Origin of the sequence: Coprococcus sp. AF16-5, assembly GCF_003479365.1 — a bacterium.
GTDB lineage: Bacteria > Bacillota > Clostridia > Lachnospirales > Lachnospiraceae > Coprococcus > Coprococcus aceti.
In genome coordinates, this window is sequence record NZ_QUGZ01000002.1 from 595,462 (window position 1) to 613,416 (window position 17,955).

General features: G+C 44.0%; 15 protein-coding genes. 13 read left to right on the forward strand and 2 right to left on the reverse strand.

The genetic code is table 11. The features are described 5' to 3' along the window. Positions 1–54 precede the first annotated feature (54 nt). From DWW70_RS07525 to DWW70_RS07535, 3 genes are all read left to right on the forward strand, one after another. Positions 55–1,224, forward strand: a complete 1,170-nt coding sequence (locus DWW70_RS07525) for an NAD(P)-dependent malic enzyme (protein WP_022215972.1) — start codon at positions 55–57, stop codon at positions 1,222–1,224. Positions 1,225–1,378: 154 nt separating this feature from the next. Beyond that, entirely contained in the window at positions 1,379–1,678 is a 300-nt protein-coding gene (locus tag DWW70_RS07530) for a helix-turn-helix domain-containing protein (RefSeq protein WP_022215971.1), read from the forward strand. Continuing rightward, a complete protein-coding gene (locus DWW70_RS07535) occupies positions 1,672–2,358 on the forward strand; it encodes a LytTR family transcriptional regulator DNA-binding domain-containing protein (protein ID WP_055272066.1) in 687 nt (228 codons plus the stop codon). Before DWW70_RS07530 ends, DWW70_RS07535 begins: the two co-directional genes overlap by 7 nt. An 11-nt stretch (positions 2,359–2,369) precedes the next feature. Here DWW70_RS07535 and DWW70_RS07540 read toward each other — a convergent pair whose 3' ends face one another. Both DWW70_RS07540 and DWW70_RS07545 read right to left on the reverse strand, forming a co-directional pair. Next, on the reverse strand, positions 2,370–3,149 hold the full coding sequence (locus DWW70_RS07540) for a YlmH/Sll1252 family protein (protein WP_117550071.1): 780 nt from the start codon (positions 3,147–3,149) through the stop codon (positions 2,370–2,372). Positions 3,150–3,679: 530 nt separating this feature from the next. Next, positions 3,680–4,507 carry a hypothetical protein gene (locus tag DWW70_RS07545; RefSeq protein WP_015534547.1) on the reverse strand — a complete coding sequence of 276 codons (828 nt, stop codon included), beginning with the start codon at positions 4,505–4,507 and terminating at the stop codon, positions 3,680–3,682. A 118-nt stretch (positions 4,508–4,625) separates the two neighbouring features. Between DWW70_RS07545 and DWW70_RS07550 the strand changes: the two genes are divergently transcribed. The 10 genes from DWW70_RS07550 (at position 4,626) to DWW70_RS07595 (ending at position 17,771) form a co-directional block, all read left to right on the forward strand. After that, the gene (locus DWW70_RS07550) at positions 4,626–5,210 is read left to right on the forward strand and encodes a helix-turn-helix domain-containing protein (RefSeq protein WP_117550073.1); all 585 of its coding nucleotides are present in this window, start codon (positions 4,626–4,628) and stop codon (positions 5,208–5,210) included. A 187-nt stretch (positions 5,211–5,397) separates the two neighbouring features. Further along, entirely contained in the window at positions 5,398–6,408 is a 1,011-nt protein-coding gene (locus DWW70_RS07555) for a LacI family DNA-binding transcriptional regulator (protein WP_022217055.1), read from the forward strand. A 513-nt stretch (positions 6,409–6,921) separates the two neighbouring features. Next, a complete protein-coding gene (locus DWW70_RS07560; protein WP_118649574.1) occupies positions 6,922–8,229 on the forward strand; it encodes an extracellular solute-binding protein in 1,308 nt (435 codons plus the stop codon). A gap of 104 nt (positions 8,230–8,333) precedes the next feature. Then, positions 8,334–9,770: a carbohydrate ABC transporter permease gene (locus DWW70_RS07565; protein ID WP_118649575.1), complete on the forward strand. Its 1,437-nt coding sequence runs from the start codon at positions 8,334–8,336 to the stop codon at positions 9,768–9,770. Further along, the gene (locus tag DWW70_RS07570; protein WP_118016979.1) at positions 9,770–10,612 is read left to right on the forward strand and encodes a sugar ABC transporter permease; all 843 of its coding nucleotides are present in this window, start codon (positions 9,770–9,772) and stop codon (positions 10,610–10,612) included. Before DWW70_RS07565 ends, DWW70_RS07570 begins: the two co-directional genes overlap by 1 nt. 251 nt (positions 10,613–10,863) lie before the next feature. Next, the gene (locus DWW70_RS07575; protein ID WP_055147383.1) at positions 10,864–12,705 is read left to right on the forward strand and encodes a hypothetical protein; all 1,842 of its coding nucleotides are present in this window, start codon (positions 10,864–10,866) and stop codon (positions 12,703–12,705) included. Then, on the forward strand, positions 12,678–12,890 hold the full coding sequence (locus DWW70_RS07580) for a hypothetical protein (RefSeq protein ID WP_015534553.1): 213 nt from the start codon (positions 12,678–12,680) through the stop codon (positions 12,888–12,890). Before DWW70_RS07575 ends, DWW70_RS07580 begins: the two co-directional genes overlap by 28 nt. 141 nt (positions 12,891–13,031) lie before the next feature. Next, positions 13,032–14,159 (forward strand): glycoside hydrolase family 53 protein, encoded by a 1,128-nt coding sequence (locus DWW70_RS07585; RefSeq protein WP_118649664.1) that lies wholly within the window; start codon positions 13,032–13,034, stop codon positions 14,157–14,159. A 195-nt stretch (positions 14,160–14,354) separates the two neighbouring features. After that, entirely contained in the window at positions 14,355–16,427 is a 2,073-nt protein-coding gene (locus DWW70_RS07590) for a diguanylate cyclase domain-containing protein (RefSeq protein ID WP_118649576.1), read from the forward strand. A gap of 186 nt (positions 16,428–16,613) precedes the next feature. Next, entirely contained in the window at positions 16,614–17,771 is a 1,158-nt protein-coding gene (locus DWW70_RS07595) for an FprA family A-type flavoprotein (RefSeq protein WP_118649577.1), read from the forward strand. The last annotated feature ends 184 nt before the right edge of the window (positions 17,772–17,955 follow it).

Consider the following 17,955-nt stretch of genomic DNA (forward strand, 5'->3'; position numbering starts at 1 on the left):
TATATATACAGTAGATAAAATACAGGATGCGCGGGTGCGCAGAAAGGAACAGACATGGATTACAATAGTTTAAGTCTTAAGATGCATGAGGAGCACAAGGGTAAGGTAGAGGTAGTGTCCAAGGTGGCAGTGAAGAACAGAGACGATCTGAGCACGGCTTACACACCGGGCGTTGCAGAGCCTTGCAGAAAGATCCGTGACAATAAGGCTGACGTATACAAATATACATGCAAGGGCAACATGGTTGCCGTGGTATCAGACGGAACAGCGGTTCTCGGCCTGGGAGATATAGGACCTGAGGCAGCTATACCTGTAATGGAAGGAAAGTCCATACTCTTCAAGGAGTTCGGCGGAGTTGACGCATTCCCTATCTGCCTTGACACAAAGGATGTGGATGAGATCGTTGAGACAGTAAAGCGCATTGCACCTGTATTTGGCGGAATCAATCTGGAGGATATATCAGCTCCAAGATGCTTCGAGATAGAGAAAAGACTTAAGGAAGAACTTGACATTCCTGTATTCCATGACGATCAGCATGGTACAGCTATCGTTGTGTCAGCAGGACTCATCAATGCGTTAAAGCTTGTCGGCAAGCCGTTTGACGAGGCAAATGTGGTTATCAACGGAGCAGGTTCTGCAGGTATATCAATATGTAAGCTTCTGCTTCAGCTCGGTATAGGCAATGTGGTTCTCGTGGACAGGCAGGGTGCTCTGTGTCCTGGACAGGACTGGATGAATCCGGCACAGGCAGAGATGGCAGAGATTACAAACAAGGACAGACAGACAGGTTCTCTTGCCGAGATAATGAAGGGTAAGGATGTATTTGTCGGAGTTTCAGCTCCAAATATCGTGACAGCAGAGATGGTTGCATCTATGGCAGCAGATCCTATAGTATTTGCCATGGCAAACCCTACACCTGAGATCATGCCTGAGGAAGCGGCAAAGGGCGGAGTAAGAGTAATGGCGACGGGCCGTTCGGATTATCCAAACCAGATTAATAACGTTCTAGTATTCCCGGGAATATTCAGAGGTGCCCTGGACGCCAAGGCAACAGGCATAACTGAAGAGATGAAGATGGCAGCAGCCAAGGCTATCGCATCCATTGTAACAGATGATGAGCTCAAGGAGGATTACATCATTCCTGGAGCATTTGACGAGAGAGTTGCTAAGGTGGTTGCCAAGGCTGTAGCTGACGAGGCAATAAAGCTTGGAATTACAAAATAAGAATAAAAATAAAGTTTTTCGAAATATTTAGTAAATAAGTGTACTAAAAATCGCATCTTATGTGGAAAGTCCGCATGGGATGCGGTTTTTTATTTTGTAATTTTATTGTAAAGTAATATTGTTGTCCACGGGGACGGATAGGGAGGAGAAAAAATTGAACAGTGTTATTATTGGGCAGAGAATAAAGGATGCCCGCAAGTCTATGAACCTCACACAGAAGGAGCTGGGGTATCTTATCTATGCAGATGGCAAATATATAAGCCGTCTTGAAAATGGCGGAAGTCTGCCGAGCCTGAAGCGGCTGGTGCTGCTGTCGAGGGTGCTTAACCGCACATGTGATTATTTCATATGGGATATCGATGTGATGGAGGAGGATGTGACTCCGAGGGAGGAAATCGTTATCCGGGATGAACAGGAGCGGAAGCTTCTGCAGCTTTGGAGGGAGATATGCTGAAGATTGCTGTGTACAGTGAGGAGAAAGTAATGAGCCCGTTGTTGCAGGAGTACATGGGTATATGGCAGAGAGATGCGGGATGTGTGTGCGCTGTGAGATATTATGACAATGTGCATGCGATCATGGTCGACATGGATCTTGAAGGAATTTACGATGTAGTGGTGGTGTATCGTTCCTGGGATGTGGCCGATGTCTTGAAAAAAGACCGCAGGGTAGGTAGTCTCGTGATGATAGCAGCAGGAATAAACCGGAGATTGTATGATATCCAACCGTGTTATATTCTGTATGAACCTGTTAATGCGGCAAATTTCAAAAAGGTGATGACGATGGCGGTTGAGGGGAGCCGGGATGAGAGAAGATTCACATTTGTATCCGGAAGGGTGAGATACAGTGTAGATACCCGGAGCATAATGTATTTTGAAAGCGAACTGCGTCGCATAAATCTGGTCACAACGGAACAAAAATATGTTTTTTATGGAAGTATTGGCGAGATGGAAAAGCGCATGAAGGTGGGCTACGGGGGATTTATCAGACCACATGAATCCTATCTTGTAAATCCGGATCATGTGAGCAGATGCACGGCTCATGAAATGATACTGACAAATGGTAAAAGTATACACATCAGCGCAACAAGACGCGCTGATGTGAAAAGATACTACAGTGAACTGATCAATTGCTAGTTGTTAGAAGATCAAATATATCTGAGTAATTCTATGTTCAGTCTGCCCTTCCGGGTTGCGCTGCCTGTCTCGACAAATTCATATTTGCCATATCCACGTATTGAAAATACGTCGCCCGGTTTTAACTGGTAGCTGCTGTTTTCGTACAACCTGTTGTTTAGTGAAAATTTCTTTTCCCTGAACAACAGGGATGTGCTGCTTCTTGAAAGGCCTGTTATTGTGGCGGTCACTGCGTCCGCTCTTGCAGATGCTGCGATTATGTGCAGAGGTTCCTTTTTTATCTGTATCTCATCAGTATCCTGGGTGCTGCAAAAAGTACATTTTACATTTGTGTGCCTTATCTTTGTCAGATTTTCAGCGATATAATCGGCAACAGTGTCCACACAGAATATATAGGCATTGTTGTGCTTGCCAGAATGAGTGGATTCGGTGATCAGTATATCGCCCACCATCTCCCTCTCAATGCCAAGATTCATAAGTGCCCCAAGGAAATCCCTGTGGTTCAGATCGTCTGAGAATTTGTCCGAAACAGCGGAAACCTTCATGGTGCAGATGGGAAAAGCCGGTGCGTAGCCGCAGTCGGCTTCATTTCCAAAGGCGATCATAACGCGGTCGCAGGATTCCCTGCCTCCAAAGATGGTATATCCTGCAAATGACAACTGTTCAAGATTGCTGTAAAATACTTCCATGTCTGCAGCACTCAGAAAATTAGTATATGTATATCTGTTCTGGCGGAAGGCGGCATTTGCCAGATCCTTTAACCGCCCCTTTAGAATATCGTTTTCATTCATAGCATGTCCTCCGAGATCATTGACTTCTTACTATTATATTACAACACTCCGATCTTCGCCAACAGTCAAACGAATTTGACAGCTTTGCACGATAATCTGAAATTTATTGTTGCGAAAAGTGATCATAATGAACAATAAACCGTTCAAACGTGAATAAAACAATCATTTTGCATTCAAAAATCTTCTAAAAACTATTGAAATGCGCAACTGTTGATAAATTACCACAAAAAAAAGCCTTCGTTTTATAAATTTTTGCGTATTTACAATTTCAAAGTGTTTTGATAGTATATGGGCATAACAAGGAGATGAGTTGTGATCAACAAGCCTTCTGGTTATAAAAAAGACAATCACTTATATTTTGATAGACGGAGGGTTCCCTTAGCACGAAATTCGTAGAAATCCCTTTATACGATGTAATGTAACCCCATAACCCCAAACCCCAAAACATAGGAATCCTCCACTCCCCCCTTCTTAACAGCCTGTCGCATAAACGACGGGCTGTTTTTATGTTCTGAAAAACAGGGGGGGATTTAGAGTTTCATATTGGATGCACTTATGGCGTTACCGAGTTCTGTGAGACTTTCCACGAAGGCTGCGTATTTGCATATGTCAGTCATCTTAGATTTTCTTTTGCTATTTCCGAGAATGCTATAGATATAATCTCTTGACTGGTCGATTATATATGTTGGCGTTGTGTCGTGCTCGTTGTTGAATAACATGGATTTGAAGTTTTGAAAAAAAGAATAAATTTCATAATCTATAGAATTGTCATTCCGCTGCATGTATTCGAGAAGCATATCGATATAGCGCAAAGCTGAGTGTACGTACAGGATAGAGTTTTCGTTTATGTACAGTACGGTTTCCGGCACAAAGAAAGATGGATGTGCGAAACCTTTTATGCTGTGCAGGGCTTCCATTTTCTGGGTGGCTGACTGGTTGAACGAGTAACGGTTTTTGTATTGTTCAATGATAGAGAGCGTGTCCGCTGAATTATTTTTTGCTATTACGCGCCGTCTCTCGTTGATGTACAGTTTTAACTCCAATAGAAGAAAATATATATCCGGGGATGAAAAACGCTGCGAGTTTTTGATATACGGAAATGAACCTGTCATTCTTCTGAAAAATGAGTCTGCTGTGGCATAATTGTTTATTATGCTGATGGCTGCATCTACATTGAAATTCTGGACAAATTCCCTGGTTGCGGGCTGATACACTGTCTCGTTGTCAATGCGGGATACATAGGAACTAAGAAAGATTATCTTCTCTTCTGCGGTGAGTTCGTATCCGTTGAGGTTACAATAATTGATGGCGGAACAGGGGGCATCGGTTTGTGTTTCGGCATTGTTTAAGTCTGTCATAATGATCTCCTTTGTTTTTGTATGGATAAAAATGTAGCACTTTAACGCGATAAGTGGTAGGATATTTATGGATACAAAATTGTACAATCTGTATAAATGTATACAATGGAGGAGAGAGATGAATAGAAGGAGAACAAAAAAGGGGGTGTCGGATTCTACAGAAATGGTAGATACGATAGGCTTCAATATGCGGGATATCCGCAAAAACAGCAGATCTTCGAAGTATACGGTAAAGTATATGGTTGCGGAGATAAATAAGCTCCTGCCGGAGAATCATAAGATAACAGAAGGGCTATATTACAAGTGGGAGAATGAGGAGAGGCTTCCGACAGTGCGGCACATTCCGGCTATAGCTAGTGCTCTCGGTGTGTCTGAGACTGCACTTTTTCACTGGCAGGGTATGAAGAATGGAACTGTCAACAGCAAATATAGTCAACTGGTTGAGAGCGTTAAAGCACTTGGAGATGACAAGACGGCTGATATAGCCTGGCTTGCATCGGGTTGGTCAGGTGACCTTAAAGCTCTGGTTGAATTTGACATGCTGTATGCAAGTCTGTTTGCGGAGGACAGACGGGATGTGGCATCTCTTGGAATAAGATTATATGATGTGTGCAGGAAAGAGGGCAGACTGAATCCGGATGTGCCATCTGTGGATTTCTCTTATTTGCAGCAGGCTCTCAGGGATCTGTGGGCATCAAAGTAAGATATAATTGCACAAATAAAAAAAATATCTTTGTTCTTTTTGACAAAATAGCCAACTTGACATGGTAAAAATCAAAAAATTCTTGACTTGTGCACAAAAAAAGCTATGATAATATCAAGGGCAACCGATTGCGCATGGAGCGTTGCGCAAATGCGGTGATACGTGCTGAACAAAAGGAGACTTGAATATGGAGACAAAAGAGTCAGGCCAGAAGATGACCATTTCTGATGTGGCTGAGGCGTTAAATATATCTAAGACTACAGTATCGAGAGCGATTTCCGGAAAGGGAAGGATCGGTGCCGAGACAAGGCGGAGAGTTCTCGAGTATATAGAGGAGCATAATTATAAGCCAAGCGTTATAGCGAAGGGGCTGGCACAGTCAAAATCCTATAATATAGGGTGGGTCATGCCGAGCGACTACAGCGTGGTGGATCTGCCATTCTTTCAGAAGTGCCTGATGGGATTGCTGGAGATGGCTGCGCCAGTGGATTATGATGTGCTTGTGTGTACAGTGTCACCGGATGATATGAGCCAACTGGAGAGAATTGTTGAGAATCATAAGGTGGATGGGGTTGTACTTGGAAGAACTCTTGTGAATGATGCCCCGGCAGAATATCTCAAGGAAAAAAAGATACCATTTGTTGTGGTTGGAAGTATGGATGATGACAATGTTGTCCAGGTTGATCATGATCACAGAAGTGCATGCCGTGAGCTTACATCTATACTGCTTGCCAAAGGAATGACTAAGGTAGCCCTCATGGGTGGCAATAAGAATCATGTGGTAACCCTCAACAGGTATAGAGGATATCTTGATGCGATGGAGGATATGGAGGTACCGGTAGATAACAGCCTGGTATACTTTGATATAGATAATTCAGTATTATGTGAACATGCCATTGAAGAGATAATGAAGCAGAAAGCAGAATGCATACTGTGTATGGATGATGGAATATGCCAGAATGTACTTAATATATTGGATAAGAAGGGCATAAAGGTGCCAACTGATGTGAGAGTTGCGTCATTCTACAACAGCTCACTTCTGAACAATTACCAGCCTGCGATCACATCGCTCCAGTTTGATCCGCGTGAGCTTGGAATGGTAGCATGTAAACTGCTGGTGGATTTTATAGAGGGCAACGAAGTTAAGAAGAAGACACATCTGGGTTATGAACTCAGATTAAAAGAGTCAACGAAGTAATTCATAGTTATATATCCTTCCCAGAGGGGCGTCAGTGTTTGGCTGACGCCCTGTTTTTATGTGAAAAGAGCCAGAATATGCGCAACATGCGCAAAAAAAATGATGCGCGACGGGCATGAAAATACACCATAGAATATTGCTGTTATAGCAATATTCTATGGTGTAACAAAGAGAAAAGTAATGAAAAAACGGCCTAAATGAGTGTAATAATGGCTGGAAAAGGAAATGAAACATGAAAATCTCACATATGGGATTGCAGATGATTAACAAATATTACCATATATAGTGTGCAACGCAAACGGGTGCGCAAAATACAACGAACATGGAAACGTTTCCAAACAAAGTGACTTGTGCAAAATGTACATTTTTTTATTTTGAAAGTTATATGAATTAGTAGTTGACAACAATAAACAGAACTGATAATATATAACCATAAAGAACAACCGATTGCGCACGGGAAACAAAAAGAGCAACTAATTTTCTTATTATTTATTTAAAGAGGAGGACATAAGAATGAGAAAGAAAGTTTTATCATTAACACTTGTTGCTGCGATGATGGCAGGATGCCTTGCGGGATGTGGCAACGCAGATTCAAAGGACGAAGGAACAACAGCAGCTGCTGGCGACAGCACAACACAGGCTGCAGCATCAGATGATGCAATTCAGAACTTAATTGATGCAACAACAGGAACTGTAGATCTTTCGGTATGGGCTTCTGAGGAAGATCAGGATCTCACAACACAGGTTATTGAAGAATTCAAGAAAAAGTATTCAGATGTTGACTTCAACATCACACTCGGAGCCGAGTCTGAGTCAAAGGCAAAGGATGATATCCTGGTAGACGTTGAGGCTGCTCCTGATGTATTCGCATTTGCTGATGATCAGATCAATGAGCTGGTTAAGGCTGGTGCACTTCAGCCGGTACAGGCTACATACACTTTTGATGTTGCAAACGAGAATGTGGCAGCTTCTATAGAGGCAGCTTCTGTTGATGGAACATTATATGCATATCCAATGACAGCAGACAACGGATACTTCATGTTCTATGATTCATCAGTATTCACAGAGGATGATGTTCAGTCGATGGATGCCATGATCGAGGCAGCAAAGAAGGCAAACAAGAAGATCGCTATGAACGTATCAGATGCTTGGTATGTATACTCATTCTTCCAGGGAGCAGGTCTTGACCTTACACTTAACGATGACGGACTTACAAATACATGTACTTGGAATCAGGCAGGCGGTACAGATGTAGCTCAGGCAATCCTTGATCTCTTCAAGACTGGCGTATTTGTAGATATGGATGATCCTACACAGGCAACAGCGATCGCTGAGGGTACAATCTGTGCAGCAGTTAACGGAACATGGAGAGCAGCAGACGCTGCGGCAGCATGGGGCGAGAACTATGCAGCAGCTAAGCTTCCTACATACACAGTTGCAGGCAAGCAGGTTCAGATGGCATCATTCTCAGGCTGCAAGCTTATCGGTGTAAACCCACATTCAAAGAATGTAGGCTGGTCAATGCTTCTTGCTGAGTATCTTACATCAGAGGATACACAGGTTACAAGATTTAAGCAGAGAGGTCTTGGCCCTTCAAACATCAACGCTTCAGAGTCAGATGAAGTTAAGGCTGATCCAGCTATATCAGCTCTTGCAGCTCAGGCAGCATATGCAACACCACAGCGTGTAGGTGGTAACTACTGGACACCAGCAGAGACACTTGGTTCAATCCTTGCACAGGGCAATCCAGACGGAACAGACCTTCAGAAACTTCTCGATAACGCTGTAGAAGGAATTGATGCACCTGTATCACAGGAGTAATTTTAAATAAGAAGTACTTTGAATAATATTTATAGGTTATAATGAGAATGCCTCATATGTCATTCGTGGCATATGGGGCATTTTAAAAAGAGAGGAGCTTTTTCATGAAGAAAATATCAGGATTCTTTAAAGCCATAGGAAGATACTTCAAGAATTTTGGTGTTGCTTTTGCAAAAGGTGATATATGGGTTAAGCTCTCAGCGGTTATCATGGGTGCAGGTTACTTCGCAAGAAAGCAGATCGTCAATGGTTTGATCATGCTCATCGTTGAGGCTGCGTTTGTGTTGATGTGCGTAGGCTATGCGGCACCAAACCTTGCCAAATTTGGAACTCTTGGAACTGTAAAGTTTGAGCAGGTATTTGATCCACTCACCATGCAGACAACTACTAATAATTACGACAATTCTTTCCAGATCCTTCTCAATTCGGTGGTTGCGTTGTTCATCATTCTTATATTCGTGCTTTTCTACATTCACAATATCAAGACAGTGTACAAGCTTCAGCAGATGAAGGAAAATGGAGAACATATAAATACATTCAAGGAAGATATGAAGGCACTCTTCAACGAGAAGTTCCACATAACACTTCTCACACTTCCGACAATTGGTGTAGTCATAATGAATATTCTGCCGATACTTATTCTTATAGCGGTGGCATTTACCAATTATGATCAGCAGCACCTTCCACCAAACTCACTGTTTACATGGGTGGGCTTCAAGAACTTTGCAAGCCTGTTCTCAAACAGCATGACAGTAACATTTGGATATTCATTCAGAAAGGTTCTTGGCTGGACACTTGTATGGGCGGTCATGGCGACATTTACCACATTCATAGGCGGTATCCTTCTTGCCAAGGCGATCAATTCCAAGACAACCAAGCTGCCAAAGATGTGGAGAACACTTTTCATCATATCAATAGCAGTTCCACAGTTCGTAACACTGCTTTTGGTTAGAAACTTCTTCGCTGATTCCGGTATTGTGAACACTATCTGCTCAAATATCGGTATCACAGACCTGCTTAAGCATGCAGGACTTGTCGGTGAGCATCTTACATATATACCGTTCCTGACTGATCCTCACTGGGCAAAGGTAATGATCATTCTCATCAATATCTGGGTCGGTGTTCCATACCAGATGCTGATCGCAACAGGCGTTCTGATGAACATACCTACAGATCAGATCGAGAGTGCAAAGATCGATGGAGCAACAAATTTCCAGGTGTTCTGGAAGATCACAATGCCATATATCCTGTTCATCCAGGGCCCGGCACTTATAACAGACTTTGTAAAGAACATCAACAACTTCAACGTAATCTACCTGCTCACACAGGATGTATTCGTCACACAGAATCAGGCTCTCGCCAATTCGCATGCGAAGGAAGTTGACCTTCTTGTTACATGGCTGTTCAGACTTACAAATGAATACTACGACTACAAGATGGCATCTGTTATCGGTATCATAGTATTTATCATATGTGCAGCATTTACACTTATATCATTCTCAAGAATGATTGCAGGAGATAAAGAGGAGGAGTACCAGTAATGAAGAAAACAATAGGTTCAATCGTTAAACATATCGTATTACTTGTCCTCGCAGTTATCTGGCTGGTTCCGATCATCTGGCTGATTGTCACTTCATTCAGCGGATATAAGGGAATCAATACAGCGCATTTCTTCCCAACGAGCTGGTCTATGGACAATTTTGTTCAGCTGATTACAAGACCTGACTCGGTTGTGCAGTATGTGTCATGGTTCAAGAATACACTTATTATTGCAGTATTTACATGTATCATCTCTACTATATTTGTAATTATGGTCAGCTATGCGATGAGCTGCCTGAGATTCAACGGCAGAAAACAGATCATGAGTGCGTCACTGATACTGAACATGTTCCCTGGCCCACTTCTCATGATAGCAATTTACTTTATCCTGAAGATGCTGGGACTTACAAACAGCCATTTCGGTATGATCATAGTTTACTCAGCGGGATCGGGACTTGGATTCCTCATCATGAAGGGATTCATGGACACAATACCAATGTCACTTAAGGAGGCTGCCAGACTTGAGGGCGCTTCGGAGGCAAAGATATTTACGAAGGTAATTCTTCCTCTGTGTAAGCCAATAGTAGTGTATCAGGTAATCAGTTCTTTCCTTATACCTTGGGGCGATTTTGTATTCGCAAAGCTTATGCTCAACTCAGGAGTTTCGAAGGACTGGACAGTAGCTATAGGTCTTTACAATATGCTTGAAAAATCACTGGTCAACAAATACTTCTCAGTATTCTGCGCCGGCGGTATCGTGGTAGCTATCCCTATCTCAATACTGTTCGTCATCATGCAGAAGTACTATGTAGAGGGTGTAACTGGAGGTTCTGTAAAGGGTTAAGGCGGACGGACGCCGCTGTGGCTGAGACCGGCAGAATTTACAGGCGGCGGTCCGAGAGAAATGAGAAAATTTATTTTGGGCAGGTGTCTGCGTACCGGATGGACCACATATGGATGGTGGTGTGGATGCCTGCTATAATTAGCCCTAAAATAGGGCTGACAGGATGAAAAATGAGGATATTGTCACTTGTTTGGGGACGATCATCTTTAGATCAAAAGGTTACAACATATATGAAATAGGAGATTTAAGATATGGAGAATACATTTATTGTAAACATTATCCATCGTCCTGAGATGGTTCCTGAGTATGCCGAGAAGGTTACAGGCCATGGTCAGGCAGAGGATATCGGAAGAAAAGCTCTCCTCACAGAGTCACTGGACATATTCAAGTTCCAGCAGGAGACAGCTCACAAGAACGGACTCAAGACTACTATTCAGATGACATATGCCAGTCTTTTCAATGAGGAGGCTGTATCACTCGCCAAGGAGCATCATGAGAAGTATGGAGATGAGATAGCGCTCTCACTTCTCGGACTTCCCTGCACAGAGTTCAGAGAGAAGTACAAGACCAAGGACTTCTGTATCTGGATGTTCTCAATGGAGGACAAGAAGAATATCGTCGATGACGTATTTGGAAAGTTCCATGATATATTTGGCTTTTATCCAGTGTCTACAGGTTCATACTATATGGATGCTGAGCTTACAAACTACATCAAGGAGAAGTATCCATCAGTCAAGTGTGCAGTTGCAACATGCTGGGAGGAGGGCCCTAAGGCTTACCACACATGTAACAACTCATGGTACACACTGTTTGATGGCGGCCCATGGAATCCGTGGATACCTTCAAAGCAGAACACACATGCACCTGCAGCAAATGAGGCTGAGGACAGCGGAATCGTTGCCATCCCGCATCTTTCAAGAGATCTGCTGGCATGCTATGATGGAAATGGTTCTAACTTTGGTACACATCCACAGAACGTTCTCCGTGGAATGATCTATGACAGCAAGACATGGGAGTACCCATATCTGTACAACCTGATCGACCAGTATCGTCATCTGGCTAAGTTCAACAATGGATATTCATACAACATGATGTTCGTTGGACCAGGCTGGCTGAACAAGATGGGACGCTGGGAGGCTCCATACGAGCTGCTCAAGAAGAGCTACGAGGATGGAATGAAGTATTATGGCGACCTGAAGAAGGAAGGCAAATGTATCGACATGACAATGGCTGAATTTGCTGACTTCTACAGAGAGAACAAGACATACGAGGAGCCTGAGTGTGCTCTTTGGAAGGATATACTGTACGGATCAGACAAGCAGATATTCTGGTACTGCGATCCATACATGAGAGCCCAGATCAACATGGATCAGGGCGGTGCGATCGTTGACCTCAGACCATACGCTGCAAAGCTCAACTGGCCTGTAGGTATCGGAACTCCACATGTTCAGGATGCTTCATATCCATTCCTGATCCAGGAGAAGTACAGAGCAGGATATTTCACACACTATGCCGGAGAGGGTACTGTGAGAAGTGCCAAGATCAGCTACAAGGGTGAGGAGGTCGACCTCTGTCTGTGCAGAACAAAGGCAACATTCTCGCAGGAGGGAAGCACAAGAATCCTTACACTTGACCCGGTTGACATCGAGTTCTACGATCTGACAGTTAAACTTCAGACAAAGATATATTTTGAGGAGGGTTCATCCAAGATAAGACATGAAAGAACTATCCTCGAGATGAGCAACCCTGATGCAGAGGTTGAGATCAATGAGTACATGGTGGCATGCTACGGTACAACAGAGTACCCAGAGGACATGACAGGAATCACTCTCACAGCAAAGAATGCTTCAGAGAGCAAGTCACTCACATATGAGTACAAGTGCAGAGAAGAGGATCTCGCAGGCGCCGATGAGGTGTCAGCAGTTATACCTGCGATCGAGACAAAGGCTGCCATGGGAGCATCTGGCAGCGATGCAACAGGATATTTCAAAGAGGGATATGCGTTCTCGCCAATGTTCACTCTTGGTTATACAAAGACACTTAAGGATAAGGAGGTATTTTCAACATGGCTCAGTCTGGAAAAGGCAAATTAAATTACAGATGTCCAATGTGTTTCATGAGAGATCTGGATATAGATATGTTCTATGATAAGGACAAGAAGGAATACTACTGTATCCGTTGTCAGTATGTTGGACCAGAGGAGGACGTTCTGGCAAAGAACGAGCTCATCAGAATAAAATATGGAAGAATGTATGACAGGATTACATTTGACGACTAGGTGACAGATGTCATCTTGATAGAAGGCCGCCGACAGATGAAGATGAACTGGTACATCAGGAGTATGCAGAACATTTTTCTTCGGCGGCTGTTCTTGGTTATAACAGGCAGTAAAATAAATGCAGGTGAAGGAGACAAAAATATGGCAGATTATATAAAGGGCGTGGATCTCTCCGCTGTTGCCGAGGCTGAAGAGCTGGGTGCGAAATATTATGACAATGGTGTGCAGGGAGATATATTTGACATACTTAAGAACTATGGTGTGAATTCTGTGAGACTTCGTCTGTGGAATGATCCGTACACGGAGGACGGCGTACCTTATGGTGCGGGCACAAATGACCTTGAGGTATACAAGAAACTCGCGAAGCGCGCTATGGATCATGGAATGAGCATTCTGCTTGATTATCACTACAGTGATTTCTGGGCTGACCCGGGCAAGCAGAGGGTGCCCAAGGCGTGGAGAGGCATGGATGCGGATCAGCTTGAGCAGGCTGTGTACGACTACACAAGGGAGACTCTTTTAGAGATGAAAGATGCGGGCGTTCTCCCTCAGCTTGTTCAGGTTGGAAACGAGCTTACAAACGGACTGATGTGGCCGCTTGGGCAGAAACCAGAATATGACAATATCGCGAAGTTTGTGAGCGCAGGAATAAGGGCGGTCAGATCGGTTGGCTCTGATATTCCGGTCATGATACATCTCGACAATGGTGGCAACAATCCTATGTATGTGGACTGGTTTGACCACTACATGGAAAGAGGAGAAAATTTTGATATAATTGGAATGTCGTATTATCCGTTCTGGCATGGAACCATGAAGGAGCTGGAGGCAAATATGCGGGATATGGCGGATAGATATGGCAAAAAGATAGTTATTGCTGAGGTTTCCATGGGATTTACCATGGAGGACTATGCTGACTATGAGAAACTGGGGCCTGACGATAGAAAGGGCTATGCCACAAAACCTTCACTGGTGGAGAATCTTGACTACCCTATGACACCTGAGGGACAGGCGGAATTTATGAACGACATAATGAAACTGATAGATGATGTTCCTGGTGGTGATGGCTTTTATTATTGGGAGGCAGGCTGGATACCAGTACCGGGAAGCGGCTGGGCTACGGAAGGTGCTCTGTCATATATAGAGGAGTCTGGACCATGCGGAAATGAATGGGCAAATCAGGCACTTTTTGATTATGACGGACATGCTCTGCCGGCACTTAAGACTATACGTGATTACAAGCCGCTGCACAGCGACTATCCACTTAAGTGAATTATGGGGACGGAGGTGTCTGTCCCCTCCGTCCCCGTGGTTTCTGATAGTAAAGTACATATTTTTGATACATTTGGATATGTTTTGGTTGGGCGGGTCTGTGTATAATATATACAGATGCGCCCTTTTAATATATTTGGCAAATTTACAGATGGGGGACAGGACGGGTTGTTCTGATTGATCAGGAGGTAAGGTATGAAAAAAGTAGCATTGTTCATGGATGGCTGGAAGAGGTATTTCACCTACGCCTGGCCGCTGGGATTTATGCAGAAGATAAAGGAAGCCAGGGCTGATGTGAATTTGTACATATTCAACAGCAATGGCAATTGGAACAGGGACGACGGTTACAGCTATGGAGAATACAATATATACAATCTTCCGGAGCTGACAGACTTTGATGGGATCATAATATCTGTCAACAATATTAAATATCCGGAAGTCACGGCGGAACTGCTGGACAGGATAAGGAAGAGCGGAGTTCCGGCTATAAGCCTCGAGACTGCTTTTGATGGTCTGCATTTTGTGGGTATAGACAATTATGATGCTATGTATGACATGACCCGGCATATGATAGAGAAACATGGTGCGAAGAAGGTATGGTATCTTGCCGGACCAAAGGACAACTATGAGGCTCAGGAGAGATGCCGTGCATTCAGGGACTGTATGGATGAATATGGTCTGCCTGTGGATGATGAGGATGTCCTGTTTGGAGATTTTAGTTTCAATGACGGCGTGACGGGATTCGAGGAGCTGCTCAGAGCGCATGGACATACGTGTATAAAACATGAGAAGGACGGACCGGATTACGGCGGTCCTGCGGAGGTGTACGGTGAGATAACCAGCGGCAGTTTTGCTGATTCTGCTCCGGATGCCGAGGCTTCGAATAATGCGGAGATGGATGAGAGAAGGCTGGAAGAACGGGAGATAGTGAGGAAGATTCTTCCGGATGCAATAATCTGTGCAAATGATAATCTGGCGGTGGGTGTGTGCAACAGAGCAGAAGCACTTGGACTTTCAGTACCCAAGGATTTTAAGGTCACAGGATTCGACAACTTTGATAAAGCAGCGTATTATACGCCGCGCATAACAACGGTGAGCAGGATCCGTGAGAAGATCGGAGCTGAGGCTGCAGAGATCATGTTGAATATATGGGCGGGAAACAATCCGGATACCAGCTCCTATATAGATTATAATTGTATATTCACGGAGAGCTGTGGCTGCGGCGCGGATGCCATGCTGAACGGCAGACAGTACCTGAAGAATTATATAATGGGAGTTGTGGAACGCGAGGAGATAGATGAGAGTACACTTGACTTCACGCATTTGCTCAGCAAATGTGGTGATTACAGTGGCCTTTATCCATGTGTCCAGACGGCATATTCACAGGCAGAGTGTAAGAAATGCGTTATGGTTGTCGACAGATCTCTTGTGGAGATGGGGGGAGCTGGCCCGACTCTCTCAGCAGCATACGATGAGGATGTATTTGCTGTGAAGGGCTATCCTCAGAGAATGCAGATCGTGTACAGGCAGGGCATAGCGGATGACGGTGACGATACATACCATAGTATGTTTCCTCTTCTGGATGATGAGGTAGGCGGCAATATATTTTTATTTGCACCATTTCATTTTGGAGAAAAGGCAGCTGGGTTTTGCTGTGTCGAAAATGGATATTACCTTATGGATAAGCAGCTTTGGTCAACTGTAATGAGCGAAGTGAATGTAGCCATGATAAATCTGTTCAACAAATGGAGACTCGAGCAGATCAATCAGGAGCTTACGGCAATATCCATAAAGGATCCACTTACCCAGATATACAACAGGGAGGGTATGAGACAGATCGCCGCAAAGGCATTTGACAAGGCTGCGGGCCAGGGCAGGGCGCTTCTCATAATGTTTGCCGATATGGACAAGCTCAAATATATAAATGACACTTATGGTCACGAGTACGGAGACAAAGCTATAAGGAGTGCCGCAAGAGCCATAGCAGGCGGAGGCGGAATAAGCAGTATTCCGGTTAGATACGGCGGAGATGAATTTGTATCCATATCTATATACGATGAGGCGGAACCTCCTGAGGAAAGAAAGACGGCAATCCTTGAGAAAGCCAGGGAGATAGTTGCGCAGGAGAAGCTTCCGTTTGAATTGGAGTTTAGTATAGGCTATGTTATAACAGACCCGGATGGTGATAAAACCCTTGAAGAGTATGTGAGGGAAGCGGATCACAGTATGTATCAGGAGAAGATGCAGAGAAGGGTAAGCAGACAATGATAAAAAAATATCAAAAAATGGAGAATCAGATCTTATGTGCTGATTCTCTATTTTCATTTAGTATGTTATAATTAACTGTCATTATGATAGTCTGCACAAGTGCAGCTGTCGCAACGATTATTTTATCATGTGGACACAACGTGGATTATTTATATTAGATACTTAGGATCAAAAGGAGGATATACAATGCTTAAGAATGTAACTGACACAGTATTTTACGTAGGTGTGGATGACAAGGACATAGACCTTTTTGAGAACCAGTATATAGTTCCAAACGGAATAGCGTACAATTCTTATGTCATCATGGACGAGAAGATAGCCATCATGGATATGGTGGATGCAAAGTGCGCAGACCAGTGGTTTGCAAATGTGGCAGAGGTGCTTGGAGACAGGCAGCCTGACTATCTCATAATCTCACATCTGGAGCCTGATCACTCGGTGAATCTTGGTGATGTGCTTGCAAAATACCCGGATATCAAGATTGTATCAAATGCAAAGCTTTTCGCAATGCTTCCAAACTTCTTTGAGGTTCCTGTGGCAGACAGAAGCGTGACCGTTGCAGAGGGACAGACACTCTCACTTGGAAGCCATACGCTCCAGTTCTTCATGGCTCCTATGGTCCACTGGCCTGAGGTTATGGTCACATATGAACAGAGTGAGAAGATACTCTTCTCAGCGGATGCATTTGGCAAGTTCGGCACTCTGGATACCGACGAGGACTGGGCATGCGAGGCGAGAAGATATTACTTCAATATAGTAGGAAAGTATGGAATGCCTGCACAGGCACTTCTGAAGAAGGCAGCAGGACTTGACATACAGAAGATATGCGCACTTCACGGACCTATACTCACAGAGAATCTTGAATATTACATAGGCAAATATCAGCTGTGGTCAACCTACACACCTGAGGATGAGGGAATCTTCATCGCATACTGCAGTCTCCACGGCAACACAGAGAAGGCGGCAAAGAAGCTGGCGGAGATACTTGAGGCAAAGGGGGCGCCAAAGGTTGCGATATCAGACCTCTCAAGGGATGATATGGCGGAGTGTATAGAGGATGCTTTCAGGTATGACAGACTTGTGCTTGCAGCACCTACATATGATGGCGGTGTGATGCCTGTCATGGCGGATTTCATCAACCACTTGAAGATGAAGGCATACCAGAAGAGAAAGGTCGCTTTCATTGAAAATGGTTCATGGGCACCAATGGCGGCGAAACTCATGAAAGAGCAGATGGCAGCGATGAAGGATATAGAGATCGTGGATGAGCATGTGACCATAAGGTCCGCGTTCAAGCAGTCGGATGTGGCAGCGCTCGAAGCTTTGGCTGGAAAACTGTTATAAGAGATAAGGATAATAAACATAAAGTAAGTCTGAAACCGACTTACATACGTAGTTATTATTCATCTAACAGGTGAGTTGTCACAATAAAGTTGTTACACAGAGTTGCTATACATATCGTGAGCAGGGAATTTGAGCCCGCCGGTTCTTAGGTGGCGCTGTGAGGCGGCACCTTAGTACCGCTGCA